Raw genomic sequence first — 22517 nt, forward strand, 5'->3', positions numbered from 1 at the left:
AGATCCGCAAACAGAACCCCGCCTTCGGACTCGGCTCCTACACCGAACTCCCCTCGTCCAACCCGGCGGTCTTCGCCTTCCTACGGGAAGCCCCCACCAACCAGGACGGAGCAGACGACCTCGTCCTGTGCGTCCACAACTTCTCCCGCTTCGCCCAACCCACCGAACTCGACCTCAGCGAGTTCACCGGCCGCCACCCCGTCGAACTCATCGGCGGCGTCCGCTTCCCGGCCATCGGCGAACTGCCGTACCTGCTGACCCTCGCCGGACACGGCTTCTACTGGTTCCGGCTGCGCAACGGGGTCGCCCCCGTCGGCGCGAAGCACTCGTGAAGCCGTGCAGCCCACAGCCCGCCCGCACCTGAAAGGACGTGTCGCCATGGCGAAGACCGCTCTGCACCGTCCGAGCGGCCTCGGTCCCGCTCCGCTGCTCACCTCGCTCGCCGAGATGCTGCGCGCCTGGCTGCCGCGGCAGCGTTGGTTCGCCGGCAAGGGCAGACCCGTCACGGACCTGACGCTGGTGTCGTCGACCGAGCTGTACCCGGGGTGCCTGCATCTGCTCGTCCGCACAGAACACCTGGGCCCGCCGGCCCACGGCGGCGCCGGTACTCCCCCGGCCGAGGACTGCTACCAACTGCTCCTCGGCGTACGGGAGGTGCTGCCCCCGCACCTCGCGCACGCCTTCATCGGCCGGGCGAGCAGCGGCCCGCTGGCCGAACTGACCGTGTACGACGCCTTCCACGACCCCAAGGCGGCGGGGCTCCTGCTGGAGCGGCTGCGCGTCTCGGGCTCGGCGGGCCCCCTGCGCTTCGAGCGTGATCCGCGCGTGACGGTGCCGGGCGGACTCGCGCCGCGGCTGCTCGACGCGGAGCAGTCCAACTCCTCACTGGTGTACGGGGACGCGTTCATACTGAAGGTCTTCCGGCGCGTCCAGCCCGGCATCAACCCGGACCTGGAGGTGCCGCGGGCGCTGGCCCGCCAGGGCTGCACCCGTGTCCCCGCACCCGCGGCCTGGTTCCGCACCTCGGAGCCGCAGGACGCCACGCTCGGTGTCCTCCAGCCGTATCTGCGCGACGCCGCCGACGGCTGGACGCTCGCCCTCGAATCGCTCACCTCGGAGAAGGACTTCACCGAGGAGGCGTACGAACTGGGGCGGGCCACCGCGGAGGTGCACCTCGCGCTGGCCACGGCGTTCCCCCTCGACACACCGAGCCCGGGCGGCAACAAGCGGCTCGCGGAGGCGATGCACGAGCGGCTCGACGCGGCGGTCCGGGCCGTGTCCGAACTCCGGCCCCACGCGGCCGGGTTGGGGTCCGCATTCGACGCGCTCGCCGGTCTGGACTCCGCGGTCCGCCCCGCCCAGCGCATCCACGGTGACCTCCACCTCGGCCAGGTCCTGCGAGCCGGGCAGCGGTGGTCGGTGATCGACTTCGAGGGTGAACCCGCCCGCCCGATCAGCGAACGCCGGCGTGTCCAGTCCCCCGTCCGCGACGTGGCCGGCATGCTGCGCTCCTTCGACTACGCGGCCCGCTCCCGTCAGCCGTGGCGCCCCGCGTGGGCGGACCGCTGCCGGGAGGCCTTCTGCGCGGGCTACGCCGTCGCCGCGGCCTGGGACCCGCGGGAGGAACCCGAGCTGCTGCGCGCGTACGAGACGGACCGCGCGGTGTACGAGGTGCTCTACGAGGCCCGCCACCGTCCCGACTGGCTGCCCGTCCCCATGGCGGCGGTCGGACGACTCGCCGACGCCCGCCCCTGACCCCTGTCCCCCGACCGACCCCGTCCGAGAACCGATCCCCAGAACCCCCCACTCCGAGAGGCCCGAGCCGTGACAGTCCGCACCGCAACCCCCCGCGTACGGCGCGCCAAGCCCGCCGCCCCGCCGGCGCAGCACACCGCGCTGGACCCCACGGACCGAGGACGGCTGCTGTCCGGCTCCCATCACGATCCGCACGCGCTGCTCGGAGCCCATCAGGTGCCGGGCGGCGTGGTGTTCCGGGCTCTGCGGCCGTACGCCCAGGGTGTGTCGGTAGTCGTGGACGGGCGCCGCACCGCGCTCGACGACCTGGGCGACGGTCTGTTCGGGGCGGTGCTGCCGGTCGACACGATTCCCGCGTACTCGCTGGTGGTGACGTACGAGGGCACCGAGTTCGAGACACAGGACCCGTACCGTTTCCTGCCCGCTCTCGGTGAGATGGACCTGCACCTGATCGGTGAGGGCCGGCACGAGGAGCTGTGGAAGGCGCTCGGCGCGGAGCCGATGACCCACGAGGGGGTCGTCGGGACGCGGTTCACGGTGTGGGCGCCGAACGCGCAGGGGGTGCGCGTCTGCGGGAACTTCTGCCACTGGGACGGCGCCTCGGGATTCCCGATGCGCTCGCTCGGTTCGTCCGGCGTATGGGAGGTGTTCCTGCCCGGGATCGGTGAGGGCGAGCTGTACAAGTACGACATCACGCGCCCCGACGGTTCGCGCACCCTGCGCGCCGACCCGATGGCCCGCCGTACGGAGGTTCCGCCGGCGACCTCCTCGATCGTGACCCGGTCGTCGCACACGTGGCAGGACGCCGCGTGGATGGACGCGCGGGCGAAGCGTCGTCCGCTCCACGAGGCGCCGTTCTCGGCGTACGAGGTCCATCTGGCCTCCTGGCGGCCCGGGTTGACCTACCGCCAGCTGGCGGACCAGCTCCCCGCCTACGTGACGGACCTGGGCTTCACGCACGTCGAGCTGATGCCTGTCGCCGAGCACCCCTTCGGCGGCTCCTGGGGCTACCAGATCACGGGCTTCTACGCGCCGACCGCGCGCCTGGGCACCCCGGACGACTTCAAGTACCTCGTCGACGCCCTCCACCAGGCCGGTATCGGCGTCCTGATGGACTGGGTTCCGGCCCACTTCCCGCGCGACGACTGGGCGCTGGCCGCCTTCGACGGACGCCCGCTGTACGAGCACGCCGACCCGCAGCGCGCCGACCACCCCGACTGGGGCACCCTGGAGTTCGACTACGGCCGCCGCGAGGTCCGCAACTTCCTCGTCGCCAACGCCACCTACTGGTGCGAGGAGTTCCACATCGACGGCCTGCGCGTCGACGCGGTCGCCTCCATGCTCTACCTCGACTACTCCCGCGAAGACGGCCAGTGGAGCCCCAACGAACACGGCGGCCGGGACAACCCCGACGCCGTGGCGTTCCTCCAGGAGATGAACGCCACCGTGTACCGCCGCAACCCCGGCGTCGTCACCACGGCGGAGGAGTCGACCGCGTGGGACGGCGTCACCCGCCCGACCTCCGAGGGCGGGCTCGGATTCGGGCTGAAGTGGAACATGGGCTGGATGCACGACTCGCTCGAGTACATCCAGCACGAGCCGATCCACCGCAAGTACCACCACAACGAGATGACGTTCTCGATGGTGTACGCGTACAGCGAGAACTACGTGCTGCCGATCTCCCACGACGAGGTCGTCCACGGCAAGCAGTCACTCGTCTCCAAGATGCCCGGCGACTGGTGGCAGCAACGCGCCAACCTGCGCGCCTACCTCGCCTTCATGTGGGCCCACCCCGGCAAGCAACTCCTCTTCATGGGACAGGAGTTCGCCCAGGGCGGTGAGTGGAAGGAGGCCGACGGCCCCGACTGGTGGCTCCTCGACCCCGCCTACGGCGCCGAGGCAGACCACCGGGGCGTCCAGGATCTCGTCCGCGAACTCAACACGCAGTACCGCGCGGAACCGGCCCTGTGGGAACGCGACACCGACCCGTCGGGCTTCCGGTGGGTCATGGGCGACGCGGCCGACGACAACGTCTTCGCGTTCCTTCGCCACGCCGCCGACGGCACCCCGCTCCTCGCCGTCACGCATCTCTCCCCCGCCGTCCGCCACAACTACCGCCTCGGCGTCCCCGACGACATCCCCGCCTGGCACGAGGTCCTCAACACCGACGCCCTGCGCTACGGCGGCAGCGACGTCACCAACCCCGAGCCGGTGAAGGCCGAGGCGATCGGCATGCACGGGCGTCCGACGAGCATCGAACTGACGCTGCCGCCGCTGGCGACGGTGTGGCTGCGGCCGGCCTGAGCCGACCGCAGCGAACGGGAAGGCCCGTCTCAGGGAGAGGCGGGCTTTCCCGCTGAATAGAGCCAGGTGTGGAAGAGGCCCGACAAGTCCTTGCCGGACTCCCGTTCGGACAGGCGGACGAACTGGGCCGTCGTACCGTGCCCGTCGCGGTGGCCCGCCGCCCAGCAGCGCAGGATGCGGAAGAACGCGCGGTCGCCGACCGCGGTGCGCAGCTGGTGCAGGGCCATGGCGCCGCGGGCGTAGACGGGCGTCTCGAAGATGTGCTCGCCGCTGCCGGGATCGGCGGGCGGGAACGCCCACAGGTCCTTGCCCGCGGGGGTGGCGTACAGCGCGTCGAAGGTCTGCTGGGCACTCTTGCCGCCGTGCTGCTCGGTGTAGAGCCACTCCGCGTACGTGGCGAAGCCCTCGTTGAGCCAGATGTCCTTCCACCTGGTCAGGCTGACGGAGTCGCCGAACCACTGGTGGGCGCTCTCGTGGACGAGGGTGCCGAGGTCGGGCGCGGAGTCGTAGACGGGCCGAGTCTGGGTCTCCAGGGCGTAGCCGACCTGCGGGGCCCGGTCGACGATGGCGCCGGCGGCCCGGAACGGGTAGGGGCCGAAGAGCTTGCTCTCCCAGGCGAGGACGGACGGCAGCTTCTTCAGGACCGGCGCCGCGTCGGCCGCCTCGCGGGGGTCGACCGCGTTGTAGACCTGGATGCCGTCGCGGGTGGTGTACCGCTCGACCTTGAACGTGCCGACGGTCGCCGTGGCGAGGTAGGCCGCCATCGGCTCGGACTGCCGCCAGCGGAAGGTGGTCCGGCCGTGGCTGGTCCGCTGTCCGAGCAGGACCCCGTTCGCGACGGCGGTCCGGCCCTGAGGAACCGTCAGCGTGAAGTCGTAGGACGCCTTGTCGGTGGGGTGGCTGTTCGCGGGGAACCAGGTCATCGCACCCTGCGGTTCGCCCGCCACGAAGGCGCCGTCGTCCGTGGGGATCCAGCCGTCCGGCGAACCGTCCGGGTCCGTGACGGGCTTGGGCGTACCGGCGTAGGTGACGGTGACGCGGAACTCCTGGCCCTGGTGGAGGGCCTTGCTCGGGGTGACGACGAGTTCCTGTCCGGTGCGCCGGAAGGACGCCCTCGCGTGGTCGACGGTGACACCGGTGACCTTCAGGCCGTTGAGGTCGAGGTCGAAGCGGGTCAGCCGCTGCGTGGCGCGGGCGGTGACGACCGCCGTGCCGTCGAGGTGCCGGGTCGCCGGGTCGTAGCCGAGGGTCAGGTCGTAGTGGCGGACGTCGTAGCCGCCGTTGCCCGAGAGGGGGAAGTACGGGTCACCCGCGCCCGCGGAGCCCGCGCTCCCGGCCGCCGTGGCGGGTCCGGCGGCGGTGAGCAGTGCGGCGAGGGCGACGGGAACGGCCGCGACGACGGCTTCGCGGCGCAGGACGGTCGTACGTCGTGCGGCCTGCTGCGGGCGTGGTCTCACGTTCGCTCCTCCGGTTCGACGGTGATCATCGCGCACAGCCTATGAGGCTCTCCGGCCGCTGCACCTCTCGATCGGGTCAAGTCCCGCCGAGCCCGCCCCGGCCGTCCCTCTGGCCGGACGGCGGGCCGGCGTGATGAAGTCTGTCCACGCGTCCGAAGATCCGGTGCTCGGCCGCCGTCACCTCCGGTGCCCGCTCCTCCGGCGCCGCCGCGGCCGACGGTACGTCAGGCCCGTACACCGCAGAGGAGATGCACGTGACAGGTACGTCGCCCACCTGGACCCAGGCCCCCGTGAGGGTGGGGCTCGTCGGCGCGGGGCCCTGGGCGCGGGCCGTGCACGCCCGGGTGCTCGCCGCCGGGCCGGAGACGCGGCTGACGTCGGTGTGGGCGCGCCGCCCGGAGGCCGCCCGGGAGACGGCGGAGCCGCACGGTGCCGCCGTGGCCGCGTCCTTCGAGGAACTGCTCGACACCTGCGAGGCGGTCGCCTTCTCGGTGCCGCCCGCCGTTCAGGCCGAACTCGCCCTCCGGGCCGCCGAGGCGGGCAAGGCTCTCCTCCTGGAGAAGCCCCTCGCGCTCGATCTGCCGTCGGCGCGGCGGCTCGTGGACGCGATCGACACGGCGGGCGTCGTCTCCCAGCTCGTCCTGACCAACCGCTACCACCCGGCCACCCGGCAGTTCCTCGACCGGGCGAGGGCCCTCGACGTCTCGGGTGCCCGGTCCTGCATGCTGGGCGGTGCCTTCCTGGGCGGGGACTTCGCGACGCCGTGGCGCCTGGAGCACGGGGCGCTGCTGGACATCGGGCCGCATCTGCTCGATCTGCTGGACGCCGCGCTCGGGCCGATCGTCCGGGTCCGCGGCGCGGGCGATCCGCGCCGCTGGGTCGAGCTGACCTGCGAGCACGAGGGCGGCGCGGTCAGCCAGGCCTCGCTGTCGGGGTCGGTGGACGTCGAGCGCGGCATCACTCGGATCGAACTGTTCGGCCGGCATCCGGAGGTGGTCTTCGACGGCGGCGCGCTCGACCACGAGGAGTCCTGGCCGGTGCTGCGCCGCGAGTTCGCCACGGCGGTGCGGTCGGGGCGGTCCGGCGAACTCGACGCCCATCGGGGACTGCGGCTCCAGACGCTGATCACCCAGGCGTTGGAGGGCTGAGGGTCCACGGCGGCGCGGGCGCGGGGCCGTTCAGGGGAAAGGGGCGACGGGCCGGCGTGTGCGGCCGGCGGTGTGTCGACACAACAGCTGTGAACCTGCCGCTGATCGCCCCCATGCTCGCGACACCCGGAACTCTGCCGGCCCCGGCACAGGACATGCGCTGGGCCTACGAGACGAAGCACGACGGCCAGCGCGCCGTGGTCTATCTGCCCGGCGACGGCAGCGTGCGGTTGCGGGCCCGGTCGGGCGAGGACATCACCGCGGCCTATCCGGAACTGCGTGCCCTCGGCGGTGTCCTCGGCACGACGCCGGCGGTCCTGGACGGTGAGGTGCTGGTCCTGGACGAACAGGGCCACGGCGATTTCCAGTTGCTGCAGTCCCGGATGGGCCTCGCCGGGTCGCCGGGCAAGGCGATCCGGCTCGCGGACCGGGCTCCCGCCCACCTGGTCGTGTTCGACGTGCTCCGGCTCGGCGACGACCAGACCGGTCTGCGCTACACGGTGCGGCGCCGGAAGCTGGAGGAACTCGCGCTGGAGGGGCCGTTCTGGTCTACGCCTGCGGCGCTGGTGGGCCACGGCGAACTGGCGCTCCGGGCGACGCGGGAGAGCGGTCTGGAGGGGCTGGTCTGCAAGCGGCTGGACTCGGTGTACGAGCCGGGAACGCGTTCGCGGTCCTGGATCAAGATCCGCAACATGCGCACGGCGGATGTCGTCGTGGGCGGCTGGGTGCCCGGACGGGGACGTCTGTCGGGCCTGCCCGGCGCGGTGCTCGTGGGGCAGCGCGCCGCCGGGCGGCTGCGCTACGTCGGGAGCGTGGGCACCGGCTGGAACGCGGCGGAGCGCACCGAACTCGCCCGGCTGCTGGGGGCCTCGGGAACGGACCGCTGCCCCTTCGACACGGTCCCGCGCGCGGGAGAGGCACGCTGGGTGCTGCCCCGGCTGGTGGGCGAGGTGCGCTACAGCACCCGCACCCGCGCGGGCCTGCTGCGCCAGCCCTCCTGGCTGCGGCTGCGCCCCGACCTCACCCCCGAGGAGTCGGCGGCGGATCTCCCGTAGGCGGTACGCCTGTTCTCCCGGTTCACCGCGCACGAAGGAGCCGGCCGCTCGCGGGCGGTCGGCTCCTCGGTGTCCCGGTTCAGGTTCTGCCGGGTCCGCCGCTGCCGAAGGATCCGCTGGATCCCGGTTGCCAGCGCTTGCGATGCTGGTCGTCGGCGTGCTTGGTGCTGGAGGAATGCATGTTGTACGGCATCAGCCGTTCACTCTCGTCGGCGGCGTGCGGGACCTCGTCGGGTTCCCGCATCTCCCGCTCCTCGTGGACCGCTCCGCCCTCGGGCAGCCTGGGCTGCTCCTCGGCGGTCGGTGGGGCCGATTCCTGACCCCGCACCCTGATGCCCATCCGGACCGCCCAGACGAGGGCGGCCACGATGACGAGGCCACCGACGAAGGCGGCGACCACGTTGGTCGTCGAATTCGCCAGGATCACTTCTTGGCTCGCGATGTACATGATGGTCGCGTACCCCCAATACAAGGGGAGATCGGCGTACTAATCCGTCAGCGACGGCCATCCCATTATATTCCGGATCATTTCGGGCGCCGCCACTCGTTCACGCCGGACGGTGCGCCACGGCCCCGAACATCGTCACGGACATGTGCAGGCCACCCTGCCGGGCCGCTTCCGCGAGCTCCTCGTAGAGGCTGTCCCGCTGGGCTTCGCCGATGAGGCCGCGGCGCATCGCCGACTCGGCCATCATCCGGATCAGCGGCCAGGCCACGGAGGTGTGGTCCTGGAGCAGCGCCTGCGAGCCCCGGTCGTCGATCACCAGTCCGGCGGCCGTCAGCCGGCCCACCAGCTTGCGGCCCGAGTACGGGTCGGCCGCCGCGGACAGCGCTCCGGAGGTCAGCGCGGCGACCGTCTCCGGGTCGCCGGGGTGCAGGATCGTGGTGGCCCAGTCGGTGTCCAGCAGGGCGACCCGACCGCCGGGGCGCAGCACGCGGGCGATCTCGACGACGGCCTTCTCCGGTTCGGCGAGGTGCTGGAGCACCCGTTCGCACCACACCACGTCCACGGTGGAGTCGGGCAGCGGCAGGGCGAGGGCGTCACCGTCGGCAAAGCGCGCGGAGCTGCCCGCCTCGGCCGCCCGCTGCTCGGCGACGGCCCGCAGGCCGGGGTTCGGTTCGAGGCCGAGCACCCTGCCCTGGGGCCCGACGGCGGCCGCGAGGTTGCGGGTCTGGGAGCCGGTCCCTGCGCCGATGTCGAGGGCCCGTTCCCCGGGCCGGACGGCCAGGGCCGAGTGGGCCCAGGAGCGCAGCCGGTGCACGCCGTTGTTGACGTCCTGTGCGTCCAGGGCACCGACCAGACGGGCCGTGCTGTCCACGCTGATGTTGGGCGCGTGGAATTCCGAAGTGGGTCGCGTGTCCCGCATGGCGGTCACTCTAGAACCACCTTGGTCATTTCCGTATTCAGATTGTGTAACGCCTCAGGGCCGGGGTGACCAAGGCCAGGACGAGCACCGCCACGACCACCAGGACACCGCCTCCCGCGACCGCGGCCTGCGCGCCGGCCAGTGATCCCGCCGTGCCGTGCAGGACGTCCGCGACACGCGGGCCGCCCACGACGACCACGGTGAAGACACCCTGGAGCCGGCCGCGCATCTCGTCGGTGGCTGCGGACAGCAGGATCGCGCCGCGGAAGACCATGGAGACCATGTCCGCCACCCCGGCCACGGCGAGGAAGACCACGGCGACCCAGAGGCTGTCGCTGAGTCCGAACCCCGCGATGGCCGCGCCCCAGGCGGCGACGGAGACGATGACCATCAGGCCGTGCCGCCGGGCGCGGGAGAAGGTGCCCGACAGCAGTCCGCCGAGGACCGCGCCGATGGGAACCGCCGCGAACAGCAGGCCGAGCGCCAGCCCTTCGCCGTAGGGCGCGTACGTCTCGGCGGCGAGCTGCGGGAACAGGGCGCGGGGCATGCCGAAGACCATGGCGATGATGTCGGCGAGGAAGGACAGCAGCAGCACCTTGTGCAGGGCGATGTAGCGGAATCCCGCGGCGACCTCGCGCCAGCCGGCCCGCCGGGAGCCGCCGCCGTCGAGCGGTGGCAGGGCGGGCAGCCTGACGACGGCCCACACGGTGACGCACAGGGCGAGGGCGTCGATCAGGTACAGCTCGGGCAGCCCGATGAGCGGGATGAGGGCGCCCGCCAGCATCGGGCCGGCCACCGAGCCGGTCTGCATGACGGTCGACCCGAGCGCGTTGGCGGCGGGCAGCTCGTCCGCGGGTACGAGCCGGGCGATGGAGGCGCTGCGCGCCGGGGAGTTGAGACCGAAGAATGCCTGCTGGAGGGCGAGGAGGACCATCAGGACGAGCACCGACTCCAGACCGGCAACGGCCTGGACCCAGAAGAGCAGCGATGTGACGGCTATGCCGCAGTTGGTGATGATCAGGAGCTTGCGCCGGTCCATGCTGTCGGCGATGGCGCCGCCCCACAGGGCGAAGAACACCAGCGGCAGCAGTCCGGCGAGGCTCGCGTAGCCGACCCAGGCGGAGGAGCCGGTGATGTCGTAGATCTGCTTGGGCACGGCGACGGCGGTGAGCTGGCTGCCGACGGCGGTGACGGCGGTCGACGACCACAGCCGTCGGTACGCGGGGCGGCGCAGCGGCCGGGTGTCCATGGCCCACCGGCGCCACCCGGTCCGACCCGGCAGTTCCGTGGCCCTGGCCCCCGCGTCCTGCGGGGCGGCGGCGCTGTCCGTGTTGCTCTTGCTCGTGTCCACGCTCGTCCTGGTTGCTTGGTACATCTTTCGATTCAGGGATCACTATGGCCGAGCGCGGGTGACGCGTGTCCCCCGGGGGACGGGATTGGTGCACAGGGCTCCACAGGTCCGGAATCGAACAGCAGGGGACGGGCCGGACGGCGACGGGCGTGTACGGCGGCTCAGGCGCCGGCGACCAGCGCGGTGCCCATCGCGATCATCGTCACGGCGACGAGGCCGTCCAGCACGCGCCAGGCCGTGGGCCGGGCCAGCGGGCGGCTGAGCAGCCGGGCTCCGAACCCGAGGGCGGCGAACCAGCACAGACTGGCGAACGCCGCGCCCAGACCGAACGTCCAGCGCAGCGGCCCGCGGTCGGCGGCGAGCGAGCCGAGCAGGAACACGGTGTCGAGGTACACGTGCGGGTTCAGCCAGGTCAGGGCGAGGCAGGTGAGGACGGCGCGGCGCCACGAGGCCGCGGATCCGGTCGCCGCGCGCAGCGCCGAGGGCCGCAGGACACGCCGCGCGGCGAGGACTCCGTAGACGATGAGGAAACCACCCCCGACCAGGCCGACCGCGGTGAGCGCGGCGGGCCAGGCCACCACCAGCGCGCCGACGCCGCCGACCCCGAGGGCGATGAGGGCCGCGTCGGACAGAGCGCAGATGCCCACCACGGCGAGGACCGCGTCCCGGCGGATCCCCTGGCGCAGGACGAAGGCGTTCTGCGCGCCGATGGCGACGATGAGGGAGAGACCGGAGCCGAATCCGGCGACCGCTGCGGTGAGGGCGTCTGTCATGCCTTCGACGCTAGAAAGCCGATCGTCAGGAGTACAGCTAAAGATTCTTACGTATCATTAGCGCTCGTGATGAAGGAACTGCCGCTCGACCAGGTCCGCACCCTTCTCGCGGTGGTCGACGAGGGCACCTTCGACGCTGCGGCGGCAGCACTCCACGTGACGCCCTCGGCGGTCAGCCAGCGCGTGAAGTCACTCGAACAGCGCACCGGCCGGGTCCTGCTCATGCGGACGAAGCCGGTGCGGCCGACCGAGTCCGGCGAGATCGTCGTCCGGTTCGCCCGTCAGCTGGCCCTGCTGGAGGGCGAGGCCCAGGCCGAGTTGGGCATGCCGGGCTCCGGGGAGCCCACCCGGCTGTCGATCGCGGTGAACGCCGACTCCCTGGCGACCTGGTTCCTGCCGGCCCTCACCCGCGTACCTCCTCGGCTGCGGCTCTGCTTCGAGTTGCGCCGCGAGGACGAGGACCACACGGCCGCCCTGCTGCGCGAAGGAGCGGTGATGGCGGCGGTGACGTCGTCGCCGGACCCGGTGGCCGGCTGCTCGGTCCGTGCGCTCGGGCGGCTGCGGTATCTGCCGGTGGCGGCCCCCTCGTTCGCCGACGAGTGGCTCGGCACCGGGACCGGCACGCCGCTGCACGAGGTGATCGGCGCCGCCCCGGTGGTGGCCTTCGACCGGAACGACGACTTCCAGGACGACTTCGTCCGGACCCTCACCGGCGGCGCAGCGGGTGCGCTGCGCCACTTCGTCCCCACCTCGGAGGGGTTCGTCGCGTCCGTGGCGGCCGGCATGGGCTGGGGCATGGTGCCGGAGGTCCAGGCCCGGCCGCTGCTGGAGGGCGCGCGGCTGGTCCGTCTGCTGCCGGGGCGGAGTGTCGACGTGCCGCTGTTCTGGCAGCAGTGGAAGCTCGACTTCCCCGCACTCGGCGCGATGGCCGAGGCCGTGGCGGCCGTCGCCGCCGAGACGCTGGACCACGGCCCGCCCGTCTGAATCACTGCCTTCCGAACGGGTCCCGGACCGCGCTCGACCCGGTATCTTCGCGCTGAGCACATCCGGGCACGACCGGAATGCTCGGGTTCCGTCCCGGTGCCTCGGGCGGTGCCGAGGTGCGGTCAGGGACCTGGGAGGCGCATTCTTGCTGTGTTACCCACCTGGCGGCGGGCGGACGAGGGCAGATCGATGACAGGGAGCGCCGAACGCGAGGACCGGGATCCTGACGGCCTGGCCACCCTGCTCAGTGACGCGGTGACGGACGCGATCCGCGCGGCCCGCGGATTCGCCGGCGGCGTCTACCTGCGATCCGGAACACCGGGTCTGCTGCGTCTGGCGGTGCTCGCCGGACTGCCGGGGCCGCTCTTCCGCCCCTGGTGGCGCATGCACGTGGAGCGGCCGTTCCCGGTCGCCGACGCCCACCGGCTCGGTGTCGAGGTCCTGCTCGCCGACCCGACGGAGACGATGCGCCGCTACCCGCAGCTCGCGGCGGGCCTGCCGTTCCGGTTCGGTTCGCTGTACGTCCCGGTGGTGGGCGGCACGACCCCGTACGGCGTCCTCACCGTCCTGCGTCCCTCGGCCTCGGACGCCACCGAGGTCCTGCCGGACCGGGACCGGATGACGGCCGTCGCGGAGGAACTGGGGGCCGCGCTGGCGGGGCTGGCCAAGGACGGGTGCCCGGTCGTGTGGGACGCGGAGCCCCTGGGCGCGCGCCCGCCGGCCGAGGGCCCCTCCTCACGGACCGTCGGCGGGTTCACCTGGGACCCGGTCACAGGCACGGTGACCGTGGACGACGCCCTGTGGGCGCTCCTCGGAACCCGGCACGAGACGTTCCCCGGCACGCCCGAGGCACTCGCGGACGCGGTGGCCCACGACGAACCCCGGCTGCTGCTGGCCGCCCTGCGCGAGACGGCCGCGGGCCGTCCGCCGCCCCACCCGTTGCCCGTACACACCGGCAGCGGCGAGCTGCGACTGCTCGACCTGTGGCCGTCGGGCGGGACGGGCGGCGCGCCGCACCGCGTCAGCGGTGTGCTCGTCGACCCGGGGCCGGGACCCGCCGCGGACGGGGCGGCCGACCAGCTCCCGGAGGGCGTCTTCGCCCTCGACCGGCTCGGACTGTTCACCTACGCCAATCCGCGCGCGGCGGAACTGCTCGGCCGCCCGCGCGCCGAACTGCTCGGGCGTTCGCTGTGGGACGCGGTCCCGTGGATGGCCCGGCCCGCGTACGAGGACCATCTGCGGGGCGCGCTGCTCTCCACCGAGCCGGTGCACTTCCGGGCCCGCGGCCCGCTGACGAACGACGCCGGGAGCACGTCCGGAACCACGGACGAGGCCTGGCTGAGCCTGTCCGTCTACCCCGGCCCCGGTGGTGTGACCTGCAAGATCGTGCCGCTCGGCCGGGCCGCGGAGACCACCGGCAACACTCCGTTCGGGACCGAGCCCGCCCGCTCCGCACACCTGGACCCCGACGAGACCGAGTCCGCAACCGCAACCGCGACCACGGCCCCGCTGTACCGGCCCATCGTCCTCGCCATCGCCCTGGCGGAGGCCGTGACCGCCCGGCAGGTGTCCGAGGTCGTGATGCGTGAACTGCTGCCCGCGTTCGGCAGCCGCCGCCTGGCGATCTATCTGCTCCAGGACCGCCGTCTGTACCTGGCCTGGGAGACCGGCTTCCCACAGGGGTTCCTCGCCCCCTTCGACGGTGTCGGCCTGGACGCCCGGCTGCCCGGCGTCGAGACGCTCACCAGCGGCCGTCCGCTCTTCTTCGAGTCGATGCAGCAGATGACGGCCGCCTATCCGGGCATCGCCCTCGACGCCAAGGTCGGCGCCCGGGCGTTCCTGCCGCTGATCGCCTCCGGGCGTCCCGTCGGTTCGTGCATCCTCGGTTTCGACCGGCCCCGCACCTTCAGCACCGAGGAGCGGACAGTGCTGACCGCGCTGGCCGGTCTGATCGCGCAGTCCCTGGAGCGGGCGCGGCGTTACGACAACGAGGCGGCGCTCGCCCGCGGGCTCCAGGAGGCCCTGCTGCCGCACCGGTTGTCGGCGCACCCGATGGTGCAGACGGCCGGCCGGTATCTGCCCGGCACGGTCGGCATGGAGGTGGGCGGCGACTGGTACGACGTCGTGGAGGCCGGTGACGGTCTGGCGCTGGTCATCGGCGACGTACAGGGCCACGGTGTCCAGGCGGCCGCCACCATGGGCCAACTCCGCAGCGCTGTAAGGGCGTTCGCGCTCGGGGACCATGCCCCGGACGAGGTGATGAGCGGCACCAACCGGCTGCTCATCGACCTCGACCCGGGCCAGTTCGCGAGTTGCTGCTACGTCCGGGTCGACCCGCTCACCGGCGTCGCCCGCGCTGCACGGGCCGGGCATCCGCAGCCGCTGCTGCGCCATCCCGACGGGCGCACCGAGGTGCTCGACCTGCCGGGCGGGGTGGTCCTCGGGGTGGATCCGCGGGCCGTGTACCCCGTGACGGAGCTGATGCTGGAACCCGAGGCCGTGCTGGCCCTGTACACGGACGGTCTGGTCGAGCAGCCGGGCACGGACATCGACGACGGTGTCGAGGCGCTGCGGGCGACGCTCGCCGGGGCGGGCTCGCCGCAGCGCTTCCGTCCGGGCGGCCACTCCCTGTCGCACGCCGCCGACCTCCTGACCGCGGAGGCCCGCCGGGCCCACGCCCGCCCCGACGACATCGCCCTGCTCCTCACCACCCGCCGCGCGCCCCACGACGGCGACAGGCCCTAGAGCCGCCCGGGAGGCGCGGCTCCGGTCAGTGGGCCTCGTCCAGGCGGGTCCGCTGGTCGGGGGTCAGCTCCAGGTCCACCGCCGCCAGGTTCTCCTCCAGTTGGGCCACCGAGGAGGCGCCGGCCAGCGGGATGACGGGCAGATCGGCGCCGATCTGCCAGGCCAGCACCACCTGGTTGAGGGTCGCGTCGCTCTCCTTGGCCACCTCACGCAGGACCGCCATCCGGGCGGCGGTGCCGGGGTGGTCGTAGTCGGAGGGCACCGGCTTGTCCGGCCGGCCGTACCCTCCGCCCAGCAGCGGGGAGTAGGCGACCAGGGTCAGGCCGGGTTCGGCGCCCAGATAGCTGAGGAGTTCACCGGTCGCGGCGCCGAGGCCGCCCTCGGGGAAGAGTCCACTGGGCACGTCGGCGCGGGGACGCAGCAGGCTGTGGTGGTACTGGAGGACCTCGTAGCCGGGCAGTCCGGCCGCGGTGGCGAGGGCACGGGCCCGTTCGACGCGCCAGACCGCGTGGTTGCTCACGCCGAGCAGTGCGACGCTTCCCTCGGCGACGAGCCCGGCGAACGCCTCGACGGTCTCGCGGGGTTCGACCCCGCGGTCCTCTATGTGCGCGTACAGCAGGTCGATCCGCTCGACGCCGAGGCGTTCCCGGCTCCGTTCGGACGCTTCGCGGATCACCTGGGCGGAGAGGCCCTCGGGGTTGTCGGTGAAGCTGGTTCCGGGTGCCAGCGGGCGGGCGCCGAGCTTGGTGGCGATGACGATCTCGTCGCCGATGCCCCGGCTGCGCCGCCAGCGGCCGAGGAGTTCCTCGCTCTGGCCGCCCTGTCCGCCGTCGGTCCAGAAGGCGTAGTTGTCGGACGTGTCGATGAAGTTGCCGCCGGCCTCGACGTACCGGTCGAGTACGGCGAACGACGTCTTCTCGTCGGTCAGCGAGCCGAACAGCATCGCGCCGAGCGCGAGCACACTCACCTCCCGACGGGTCGCGGGGTCGCTGCCGATGGTGCGGTACCGCATGGGTTCCCTCCCGTTCGGGCCCGAAGTCCTCGGGCCTGAAAGGGAGTCTGGAGCTTGGAGTGCTCTTGAGGTCAAGCCTTCCTGAACGGCCCTTCCAGAGCGGCCCACTGCAACAGCATGATCGTCTTGGCGTCGGCGATCTCGCCGGTGCGGACCATGGACAGCGCCTCGCGGAAGGGCAGTTCGACCGTCTCGATGTCCTCGCCCTCCTCCTCGAGGCCGCCGCCCTCGTGGGTACGGGTGGACGGGCCGTAGGAGGCCGCGTAGAAGCTCACCCGTTCGGTGACCGAGCCGGGGCTCATGAACACGTCGAAGACGTGCTCGACCGCGCCGACGGTGTGCCCGGTCTCCTCGATGACCTCGCGGCGCACGGCCTGCTCGGGATGCTCGTCCGCCTCGTCGAGGAGGCCGCCGGGGGTCTCGATCAGCATGCCGTCCGGGTGCCCGTTGACATATACGGGGTAGCGGAACTGCCTGGTCAGCAGCACGGTTTCCCGGTCGGCGTCGTAGAGCAGCAGGGTGGCGCCGTTGCCCCGGTCGTGCGTCTCGCGCTCCTGCGTGCTCCAGGTCCCGTCCGCGAGCCGGAGGTCGAAGGTCGTGCTGCGCTCCACGTACCAGTGGCAGGACAGGAGGCGCACGTCGCGGATCTTCACCCGGGGGTTGCCGGTCAGGTCGCGGCCCACCTGGTCGAGTCCGGTGCGGCCCCTGCGGTCCGGAGTGTCGATGCCCGCGGTCATCGCGCGCCGGCCCGGTGGGAGCGGGAGATGTCGTTCATGAGCCCTGTCTACCATCCCGACACCAAGATCCCTGCCCGAGCCGGGCCTCGCCCGTTTAGGCTCACGGCATGGAACAGACGGAGATCATCCTGCGCGCCATCGGCGTACTCACCGAGACCAACGCGATGGTGCGCAGGATCGCCCAGGACGAGGAGGCCGGCGTCGAGTCGGCGGAGAACAACCTGGGCGCGCTCGTCACGGAGGTGTTCCCCCGGGTCGAGGTGCCGGGCGACGCCGGCCCGGCGGAGGCCGGGCAGGCGGTCGCGGACGCGTATCTGCCCGCCGCCATCTCGCTGGTGGGCGCCTTCGCGTTCCTCTTCTCCGAACTCGCCGACCTCCACGACTCCGGCCGGACCGAGGTCAGCACGGCCGACCTGCTTCAGGATCTGGCTCTACGGATGTCCCGGGCCGGGAACGGGTGACCGACCCGCCCGGCCGCCGCGCCGTCTCACCTCTTCCGCTCGACGCGCACCCAGTCGATCTCGGCCTGAACGCCGCCGGCTGGACGCGGTCGACGCTGGACTGGGGCAGCCCCCAGTAGGGCGTGGTGACCTTGTTCCAGCCCGCCGGACAGGCGCCGCCGAGGGCGAGGTTGAGGATGACGTACTGGTTGCGGTCGAAGACCCACCGGCCGCGGGCGGACTCCAGCTTGTTGCGGGTCGTCTCCTGGACGACGGCGCCGTCGACGGAGAAGCGCATGCCCGTAGAGGCCCAGTCCACCGCGCAGGTGTGCCTGTCCGGGAGTCGACCGGAGCGGCATGGCACCGTCAGTACTTCACCTCAGGATTGGCACGGAGGGCCGTCAACACGGCTTCTGGGTTCGGGAGTTGAACGCGGCCGGGCGACGGGCCGGCCGCTTCCGACGGGCCGTCAGGAGTGCGGGACCACCGCCACGGGGCACGGAGCGTGGTGCATCACCGCGTGCGCCACGGAACCGATGCGGCCGCCCACCGCGGACCGTTCGACGCGGCGCCCGACGACCATCAGCTGGGCCCGGTCGGAGAGGGACAGCAGCACCTGGCCCGCGCTGCCCATCTCCACGTGCTCGGTGACGGCCACGTCGGGAAAGCGCTCCCGCCACGGCTGGAGCGCCTCGTCGAGAGCCTTCCGCTCGTACGGTTCCAGGCCGCCTGCCTCGTCGAGCAGCCGCAGCGAGGCGGGGCTGTAGGCGAACACCGGAGGCAGACTCCAGGCCCGTACGGCCCGCACCGTCGCTCCCCTGGCCGCGGCGGTCTCGAACGCGAACCGGAGGCCCGGCGCGCTGTCGTCGGGGCCGCCCTGCTGGCCCACCACGATCTCCCGGCCCCCGGCCTCGCCCTCGGGGCGGTCCTCCGTGCGCACGAGGACCACCGGGCCCGGTGTCCGGGAGATCACCTGCTGGCCGACGGAGCCCAGCAGGAAGCCGACGAACGCGCCGTACCCGCGCGAACCGAGGACCAGGACGCCCGCCGGGGTGGCGATCCGCAACAGCGCCTCCACCGACTCACCGTCGAGCACCTCGGCCGTCACCCGCAGACCCGCGTGCCGGTCGGTCACCGTACGGGCCGCGTCCTCGACCATGCCGCGCGCCCAGCGCTCCTGGTCCTCCCGGTCACCGCCGCCGACCATGTCGTGCGGCGGCCAGTGCCAGGCGTACACCACCCTGAGGGGCAGATCCCGGCGGACCGCCTCCCTGGCCGCCCAGCCGAGCGCCGCCCTGCTCTCGGGAGATCCGTCCACGCCCACGGTGATGGGGTCGGTCATGCGCCTGCCTTCCGTCGCCGGCCCGCCCGCGCGGCCGGTGGCTCTTCCCTCTTGACCGGTCCAGTGTCCGCCACACACCTCGGCGTACCCGGCAGACCGGGGTGAACGGGCCCCGTGTGGCACAGCGGTCCGACCCCCCTGCCGGACGAGCCTCAGGCCGAGGCGCGGACCACGATCTCCGGGTCGAAGATCAACGACGTGGGCTCCGTGCGTACGCCCCGGATGTGCTCGTCGAGGAGCCGGGCCATGGCCGCGGCCATCTCCTCCACCGGCTGGCGCACGGTGGTCAGCGGGGGCCGGCAGGTCACGGCCACGCTGGAGTCGTCGAACCCGACGACCGCGACATCGTCCGGCACCCGTCGGCCCTGTTCCCGCAGCACCTGGCACACGCCCTGCGCCATCAGATCGTTCGCGGCGAACACCCCGTCCACGTCCGGGTGTTCGGACAGCAGTCCGGACATGGCGGCCATGCCGCTGTCCAGCGTGAACCCGCCCTCGGCGACCGGGACGTACGGGTGGCCCCTGCGGGCCATCGTGTCGCGGAAGCCGGCGAGCCGGTCCTGGCTCGCGGCCACCCCGAGGGGCCCGGTGACGGTGACGATCCGCCGGCAGCCCCGGTTCAGCAGGTGTTCGGCGGCGAGGCGCGCGCCGTCCCGGTGGGCGAGGTCGACATAGCTGAGCGCGACGGGCCGGGTGGGACGGGCGAAGAGGACGGCGGGCAGGCCCGCGCCGGCGAGCAGCGCCGGCAGCGGGTCGTCGGCGTGCGTGGAGACGACGAGCGCGCCGTCGGCGCTCCCCTGCCGCAGGTCGGTCAGCACCTGGTTCCGGGTGTCCGCGGACTCGGCGAACATCAGCAGCGGATGCATCGACCGCGGACGCAGGTATCCCACGACGCCGCTGACGACCCGTCCGAAGAAGGGGTCCGCGAACACCCGCGCCGCGAAGGCGTTCTGCTCCTCCCCCGGTGTGTCGCCCGCGCCGGACACGATCAGGGCCACCGTCTGGCTGCGCCGGGTCACGAGCGATCTGGCGGCCCGGTTGGGCGCGTACCCGGTCCGCTCGATGGCCTCGCGCACCACTTCCTGAATTCCGGGGTCGACGTTGCGGACACCGTTGATGACCCGGGAAACGGTCGCGCGCGAGACTCCGGCCTCCCGCGCGACATCCTCCAGCGTGGGAGCCTGTCTGCTCATGGCGGCACCCTAACCGCCCGGCCCCGCCTCGGGATAGAGCGCTCTCCGCGACCTCCGGGGGCTCAGCGCGAGGCCCGGACCAGGGTGACGGCCGTCAGCGGGAGTGATCCGGCGGAGCGGCCCGCGAGCACCCGGTAGGGCCCCGGCCGTGTGTGCCACGCGTGGGTGTTCTCCTCCCAGTGACGCAGCGCGCGGCCCGGGATCCGCACCACCGCCGTCGTCCGCTCGCCCGGTGCGGCGTGTACGGCCGCGTAGCCCGCGAGCCAGCGTTCCGGGCGCTCCAGGGGGCCCGGAGGTCCGGCGAGATAGACCTGGACGACCTCGCGTCCCGGGCGCCCGCCCGTGTTGCGCAGCCCGATCCGCACGGTGAAGGACTCACCGGCCACCAGGTCGTCGGGGACGTCGAGCGCTTCGTACGCCCAGGTGGTGTAGCCGAGTCCGTGTCCGAACCAGTAGGCGGGCGTGCGGTGGTGGCGCGCCCAGGCGCGGTAGCCGATGTGCAGGCCCTCGTCGTAGTCGAGGCGGCCGTCGACGGGTCCGGTGCGGGTGACCGGGGCGTCGGCGAGCGTGCCCGCCCAGGTCGTGGGCAGCCGGCCACCGGGTTCGGCGTGCCCGAACAGCACGTCGGCGAGACCGGCGCCGCCCTCCTGCCCGGGGAACCAGGTCAGCAGCACAGCCCCCGCCTGTGCGCGCCAGGGGAGTTCCACGGGGCCACCGCTGTTGACGACGACGACCGTGTGCGGGTTGGCGGCGGTCACCGCCCGGACCAGGTCGTCCTGACGGCCGCCGAGCCCGAGGTCCGTCCGGTCGTAGCCCTCGGACTCGCCGTGCTCGGTGGTGCCGACGACCACGATCACGGCGTCCGCGTGCCGGGCGGCCACCGCGGCCTCGGCCAGCGCCGCCCGGTCGTCGGGGCGTGGCGGAGCCGCGGTCACCACGGTGGCCCGGCCGGTGCCGGGGGCGAGTTCGCGACGAGCCGTCACCCGCACCGCGCGTCCTGCCGTGAGCGGGACGCGGACGCGGTGCACGGGCGGGTTCACGTGGACGACGGCCGGATCGTCCGTCTCCCGAGCGAACTCCCCCTCCAGGACGACGCGTTCGTCGATGGTCACGCTCATCCGGCCGAATCCGCCGACGCCGATCGTCCATGGCCCCGACGTTCCCGGGACCAGCAGGGCGGTGATCTCGACGGTGTGCGCGCCGGGGAGCACGGGGGGTTCCAACTGGCGTCCGCTGAGCCGGTGTTCGGAGTGCAGTTCGCTTCCCGCGGCGTCCAGCAGGCGGAGCCGGACTCCGGGGGTGTCCGTCGTGGGATCGGTGCACAGGTCCGGTGCCAGGGGCGGCGGCGGCGCGTCGGTCGACGGGCCCGGTACGTGGACGACCCGGGTGCCGTCTCCCAGCGCGGCCCTGATCCCGTCGAGCGGGGTGACGACGTGCCGTGGGAAGACGCCGGCGCTGCCGCCGCCCTGCGTGCGGGGCAGAACGGCGTGCGCCCCGATCACGGCGACCGTCCGCAGCCGGCCGGGATCGAGCGGGAGGACGTAGCGGTTGTGCAGCAGAACGGCGCTCGCGGCGACGGCCCGGCGCAGCAGGGCCCGGGCGTCCAGGTCCGTGTCCCCGGCCCCGTCCTCCGCCTCGGCACCGACAGGGGTACCGGCAGCAGGACGCGCGGGGTGCGCGGCTGCCGTCTCCGCTCGGGTGGACGGAACGGCCGTCGCACGGAGGTGATCCGAGGCTTCGCCACGAGGATCGGACACGGTGCCGATGCGCGATCCGGCGTCGGCGTCGGCGTGCCCACCGGAACCGCTCTGCGTACGTGCGCGGCCGAGGGTCTCGGTTCCGCCCCGGAGCACGGCACCGGCAGCCGCACGGCGGACGGCATCGTCCGGGTCGTCCGTGCGAGCGCCGGCACCGGCGGGGGTTTCGGCGACGGCGCGGGCCGCCGCGTCCACCGGCGGTTCCCCGAGTGCCCCGCACGCCGCCGCGAGCGTGAGCAGTCGGCGGACCTTGTCGTCGACGGCCGCCGACGCAACGCGTCCGTCCTCCACGGCCCGCACCAAGGCGGCCCCCCAGGCGCTGTCGGGTCCCGGCATGGCGAGGTCGAGGCCGGCGCGGGCCGCCGGGTCGCCGTCCCGTAGCGCCCCCCAGTCCGAGACCACCACGCCGTCGAATCCCCACTCCCGCTTCAGGGGGTCGTCGAGCAGCGGACTCGCGTTCATCGTGCTGCCGTTGACGCCGTTGTACCCGGCCATGACGACCCGGACGCCGGCCTCGACGGCCGCCTCGAACGGCGCCAGGTAGACCTCACGCAGTACCCGCTCCGACACGCGGACGTCGACGGTCAGCCGGTCGGTCTCGGAGTCGTTGGCCACGTAGTGCTTGGCCGTGGCGGCCACCCCGTGCGCCTGGATGCCCCGGACGAGCGCCGCGCCGGTGCGGCCGGTGAGTTCGGGGTCCTCGGAGAAGCACTCGAAGTGCCGTCCGCCCAGCGGGGTGCGGTGCAGATTGAGGGTGGGCGCCAGGACGACGTCGACCTCCTTGCGGCGCGCCTCGGCGGCGAGCAGGCCGCCGAGGCGTTCCACGAGTCGCTCGTCCCACAGTGCGCCGAGCGCCGATGCCGAGGGCAGCAGCAGGGAGGGGTCGCGCTCGTCCCAGGACTGCCCCCGCACTCCGGCGGGGCCGTCCGACAGGACCATCTCCCGCAGTCCCAGGGCCGGTTCGGCCCGGGTGCGCCAGGTGGTCGCGCCGGTCAGCAGCCGGACCTTCTCGCGGAGGGTCAGTTTGCCGAGGAGCCGTTCGCGTTCCGCCTCGTCGTCCGTCATCTCCATGTGTCCGGCCTCATTCCTGGGAGAGC

General features: G+C 73.0%; 18 protein-coding genes and 1 pseudogene. 8 read left to right on the top strand and 11 right to left on the bottom strand.

Going from position 1 to position 22517, the window contains the following annotated elements; genetic code table 11:
- The 3 genes from ACIRQH_RS15610 to glgB all read left to right on the top strand — a co-directional run.
- On the top strand, window positions 1-332 hold a 332-nt coding region (locus ACIRQH_RS15610), incomplete at its 5' end, for an alpha-glucosidase C-terminal domain-containing protein (protein ID WP_404226184.1).
- A 46-nt stretch (window positions 333-378) separates the two neighbouring features.
- The gene (locus tag ACIRQH_RS15615; protein ID WP_404226187.1) at window positions 379-1755 is read left to right on the top strand and encodes a maltokinase; all 1377 of its coding nucleotides are present in this window, start codon (window positions 379-381) and stop codon (window positions 1753-1755) included.
- A gap of 141 nt (window positions 1756-1896) precedes the next feature.
- Window positions 1897-4059 (top strand): 1,4-alpha-glucan branching enzyme, encoded by a 2163-nt coding sequence (gene glgB, locus ACIRQH_RS15620; protein ID WP_404226578.1) that lies wholly within the window; start codon window positions 1897-1899, stop codon window positions 4057-4059.
- A gap of 29 nt (window positions 4060-4088) precedes the next feature.
- On the opposite strand, the gene ACIRQH_RS15625 is transcribed toward glgB, so the two are convergent.
- The gene (locus ACIRQH_RS15625; RefSeq protein WP_358820336.1) at window positions 4089-5516 is read right to left on the bottom strand and encodes a M1 family metallopeptidase; all 1428 of its coding nucleotides are present in this window, start codon (window positions 5514-5516) and stop codon (window positions 4089-4091) included.
- Window positions 5517-5764: 248 nt separating this feature from the next.
- On the opposite strand from ACIRQH_RS15625, the gene ACIRQH_RS15630 reads away from it, so the two are divergent.
- Window positions 5765-6664, top strand: a complete 900-nt coding sequence (locus ACIRQH_RS15630; RefSeq protein ID WP_388872656.1) for a Gfo/Idh/MocA family protein — start codon at window positions 5765-5767, stop codon at window positions 6662-6664.
- A gap of 89 nt (window positions 6665-6753) precedes the next feature.
- Window positions 6754-7719, top strand: coding sequence for an ATP-dependent DNA ligase (locus ACIRQH_RS15635; protein ID WP_358820334.1), 966 nt, complete (start codon window positions 6754-6756; stop codon window positions 7717-7719).
- A 79-nt stretch (window positions 7720-7798) separates the two neighbouring features.
- Here ACIRQH_RS15635 and ACIRQH_RS15640 read toward each other — a convergent pair whose 3' ends face one another.
- From ACIRQH_RS15640 to ACIRQH_RS15655, 4 genes are all read right to left on the bottom strand, one after another.
- On the bottom strand, window positions 7799-8167 hold the full coding sequence (locus ACIRQH_RS15640) for a DUF6479 family protein (RefSeq protein ID WP_358820333.1): 369 nt from the start codon (window positions 8165-8167) through the stop codon (window positions 7799-7801).
- A gap of 100 nt (window positions 8168-8267) precedes the next feature.
- The gene (locus ACIRQH_RS15645; RefSeq protein ID WP_358820332.1) at window positions 8268-9086 is read right to left on the bottom strand and encodes a methyltransferase domain-containing protein; all 819 of its coding nucleotides are present in this window, start codon (window positions 9084-9086) and stop codon (window positions 8268-8270) included.
- 37 nt (window positions 9087-9123) lie between these two features.
- On the bottom strand, window positions 9124-10437 hold the full coding sequence (locus ACIRQH_RS15650; RefSeq protein WP_388872664.1) for an MFS transporter: 1314 nt from the start codon (window positions 10435-10437) through the stop codon (window positions 9124-9126).
- A 161-nt stretch (window positions 10438-10598) separates the two neighbouring features.
- The gene (locus ACIRQH_RS15655; protein ID WP_358820330.1) at window positions 10599-11210 is read right to left on the bottom strand and encodes a LysE/ArgO family amino acid transporter; all 612 of its coding nucleotides are present in this window, start codon (window positions 11208-11210) and stop codon (window positions 10599-10601) included.
- Between the two features lie 66 nt (window positions 11211-11276).
- Between ACIRQH_RS15655 and ACIRQH_RS15660 the strand changes: the two genes are divergently transcribed.
- Both ACIRQH_RS15660 and ACIRQH_RS15665 read left to right on the top strand, forming a co-directional pair.
- Window positions 11277-12194, top strand: a complete 918-nt coding sequence (locus ACIRQH_RS15660) for a LysR family transcriptional regulator ArgP (protein WP_388872666.1) — start codon at window positions 11277-11279, stop codon at window positions 12192-12194.
- Between the two features lie 189 nt (window positions 12195-12383).
- Window positions 12384-14939, top strand: coding sequence for a SpoIIE family protein phosphatase (locus tag ACIRQH_RS15665; RefSeq protein WP_388872669.1), 2556 nt, complete (start codon window positions 12384-12386; stop codon window positions 14937-14939).
- A gap of 25 nt (window positions 14940-14964) precedes the next feature.
- Here ACIRQH_RS15665 and ACIRQH_RS15670 read toward each other — a convergent pair whose 3' ends face one another.
- Together ACIRQH_RS15670 and ACIRQH_RS15675 are read right to left on the bottom strand one after the other, a co-directional pair.
- Window positions 14965-15951, bottom strand: coding sequence for an aldo/keto reductase (locus tag ACIRQH_RS15670; RefSeq protein WP_388872672.1), 987 nt, complete (start codon window positions 15949-15951; stop codon window positions 14965-14967).
- Between the two features lie 71 nt (window positions 15952-16022).
- Window positions 16023-16688: an NUDIX domain-containing protein gene (locus ACIRQH_RS15675; RefSeq protein ID WP_388872674.1), complete on the bottom strand. Its 666-nt coding sequence runs from the start codon at window positions 16686-16688 to the stop codon at window positions 16023-16025.
- 107 nt (window positions 16689-16795) lie between these two features.
- On the opposite strand from ACIRQH_RS15675, the gene ACIRQH_RS15680 reads away from it, so the two are divergent.
- Entirely contained in the window at window positions 16796-17149 is a 354-nt protein-coding gene (locus ACIRQH_RS15680; protein ID WP_358820325.1) for a hypothetical protein, read from the top strand.
- A gap of 26 nt (window positions 17150-17175) precedes the next feature.
- On the opposite strand, the pseudogene ACIRQH_RS15685 reads toward ACIRQH_RS15680, so the two are convergent.
- From ACIRQH_RS15685 to ACIRQH_RS15700, 4 genes and pseudogenes are all read right to left on the bottom strand, one after another.
- Window positions 17176-17459, bottom strand: a pseudogene (locus ACIRQH_RS15685) (glycoside hydrolase family 16); the annotation flags it as partial.
- Between the two features lie 138 nt (window positions 17460-17597).
- Window positions 17598-18470, bottom strand: coding sequence for a universal stress protein (locus ACIRQH_RS15690; RefSeq protein ID WP_388872677.1), 873 nt, complete (start codon window positions 18468-18470; stop codon window positions 17598-17600).
- A 152-nt stretch (window positions 18471-18622) separates the two neighbouring features.
- A complete protein-coding gene (locus tag ACIRQH_RS15695; RefSeq protein ID WP_355877668.1) occupies window positions 18623-19663 on the bottom strand; it encodes a LacI family DNA-binding transcriptional regulator in 1041 nt (346 codons plus the stop codon).
- A 62-nt stretch (window positions 19664-19725) separates the two neighbouring features.
- Window positions 19726-22485 (bottom strand): glycoside hydrolase family 3 C-terminal domain-containing protein, encoded by a 2760-nt coding sequence (locus ACIRQH_RS15700; protein WP_388873070.1) that lies wholly within the window; start codon window positions 22483-22485, stop codon window positions 19726-19728.
- Window positions 22486-22517: the final 32 nt, after the last annotated feature.

Source organism: Streptomyces sp. NPDC102279 (assembly GCF_044766365.1).
Taxonomy (GTDB): Bacteria; Actinomycetota; Actinomycetes; order Streptomycetales; family Streptomycetaceae; genus Streptomyces.

Bases quoted from the DNA above. Each gene is read 5' to 3' on its own strand.
- ACIRQH_RS15640 (WP_358820333.1), bottom strand. From the start codon at position 8,167: ATGTACATCGCGAGCCAAGAAGTGATCCTGGCGAATTCGACGACCAAC.
- ACIRQH_RS15665 (WP_388872669.1), top strand. From the start codon at position 12,384: ATGACAGGGAGCGCCGAACGCGAGGACCGGGATCCTGACGGCCTGGCC.
- ACIRQH_RS15695 (WP_355877668.1), bottom strand. From the start codon at position 19,663: ATGAGCAGACAGGCTCCCACGCTGGAGGATGTCGCGCGGGAGGCCGGA.
- ACIRQH_RS15630 (WP_388872656.1), top strand. From the start codon at position 5,765: ATGCACGTGACAGGTACGTCGCCCACCTGGACCCAGGCCCCCGTGAGG.
- ACIRQH_RS15655 (WP_358820330.1), bottom strand. From the start codon at position 11,210: ATGACAGACGCCCTCACCGCAGCGGTCGCCGGATTCGGCTCCGGTCTC.
- ACIRQH_RS15615 (WP_404226187.1), top strand. From the start codon at position 379: ATGGCGAAGACCGCTCTGCACCGTCCGAGCGGCCTCGGTCCCGCTCCG.
- ACIRQH_RS15670 (WP_388872672.1), bottom strand. From the start codon at position 15,951: ATGCGGTACCGCACCATCGGCAGCGACCCCGCGACCCGTCGGGAGGTG.
- ACIRQH_RS15680 (WP_358820325.1), top strand. From the start codon at position 16,796: ATGGAACAGACGGAGATCATCCTGCGCGCCATCGGCGTACTCACCGAG.
- ACIRQH_RS15675 (WP_388872674.1), bottom strand. From the start codon at position 16,688: ATGACCGCGGGCATCGACACTCCGGACCGCAGGGGCCGCACCGGACTC.
- ACIRQH_RS15700 (WP_388873070.1), bottom strand. From the start codon at position 22,485: ATGACGGACGACGAGGCGGAACGCGAACGGCTCCTCGGCAAACTGACC.
- ACIRQH_RS15690 (WP_388872677.1), bottom strand. From the start codon at position 18,470: ATGACCGACCCCATCACCGTGGGCGTGGACGGATCTCCCGAGAGCAGG.
- ACIRQH_RS15645 (WP_358820332.1), bottom strand. From the start codon at position 9,086: ATGCGGGACACGCGACCCACTTCGGAATTCCACGCGCCCAACATCAGC.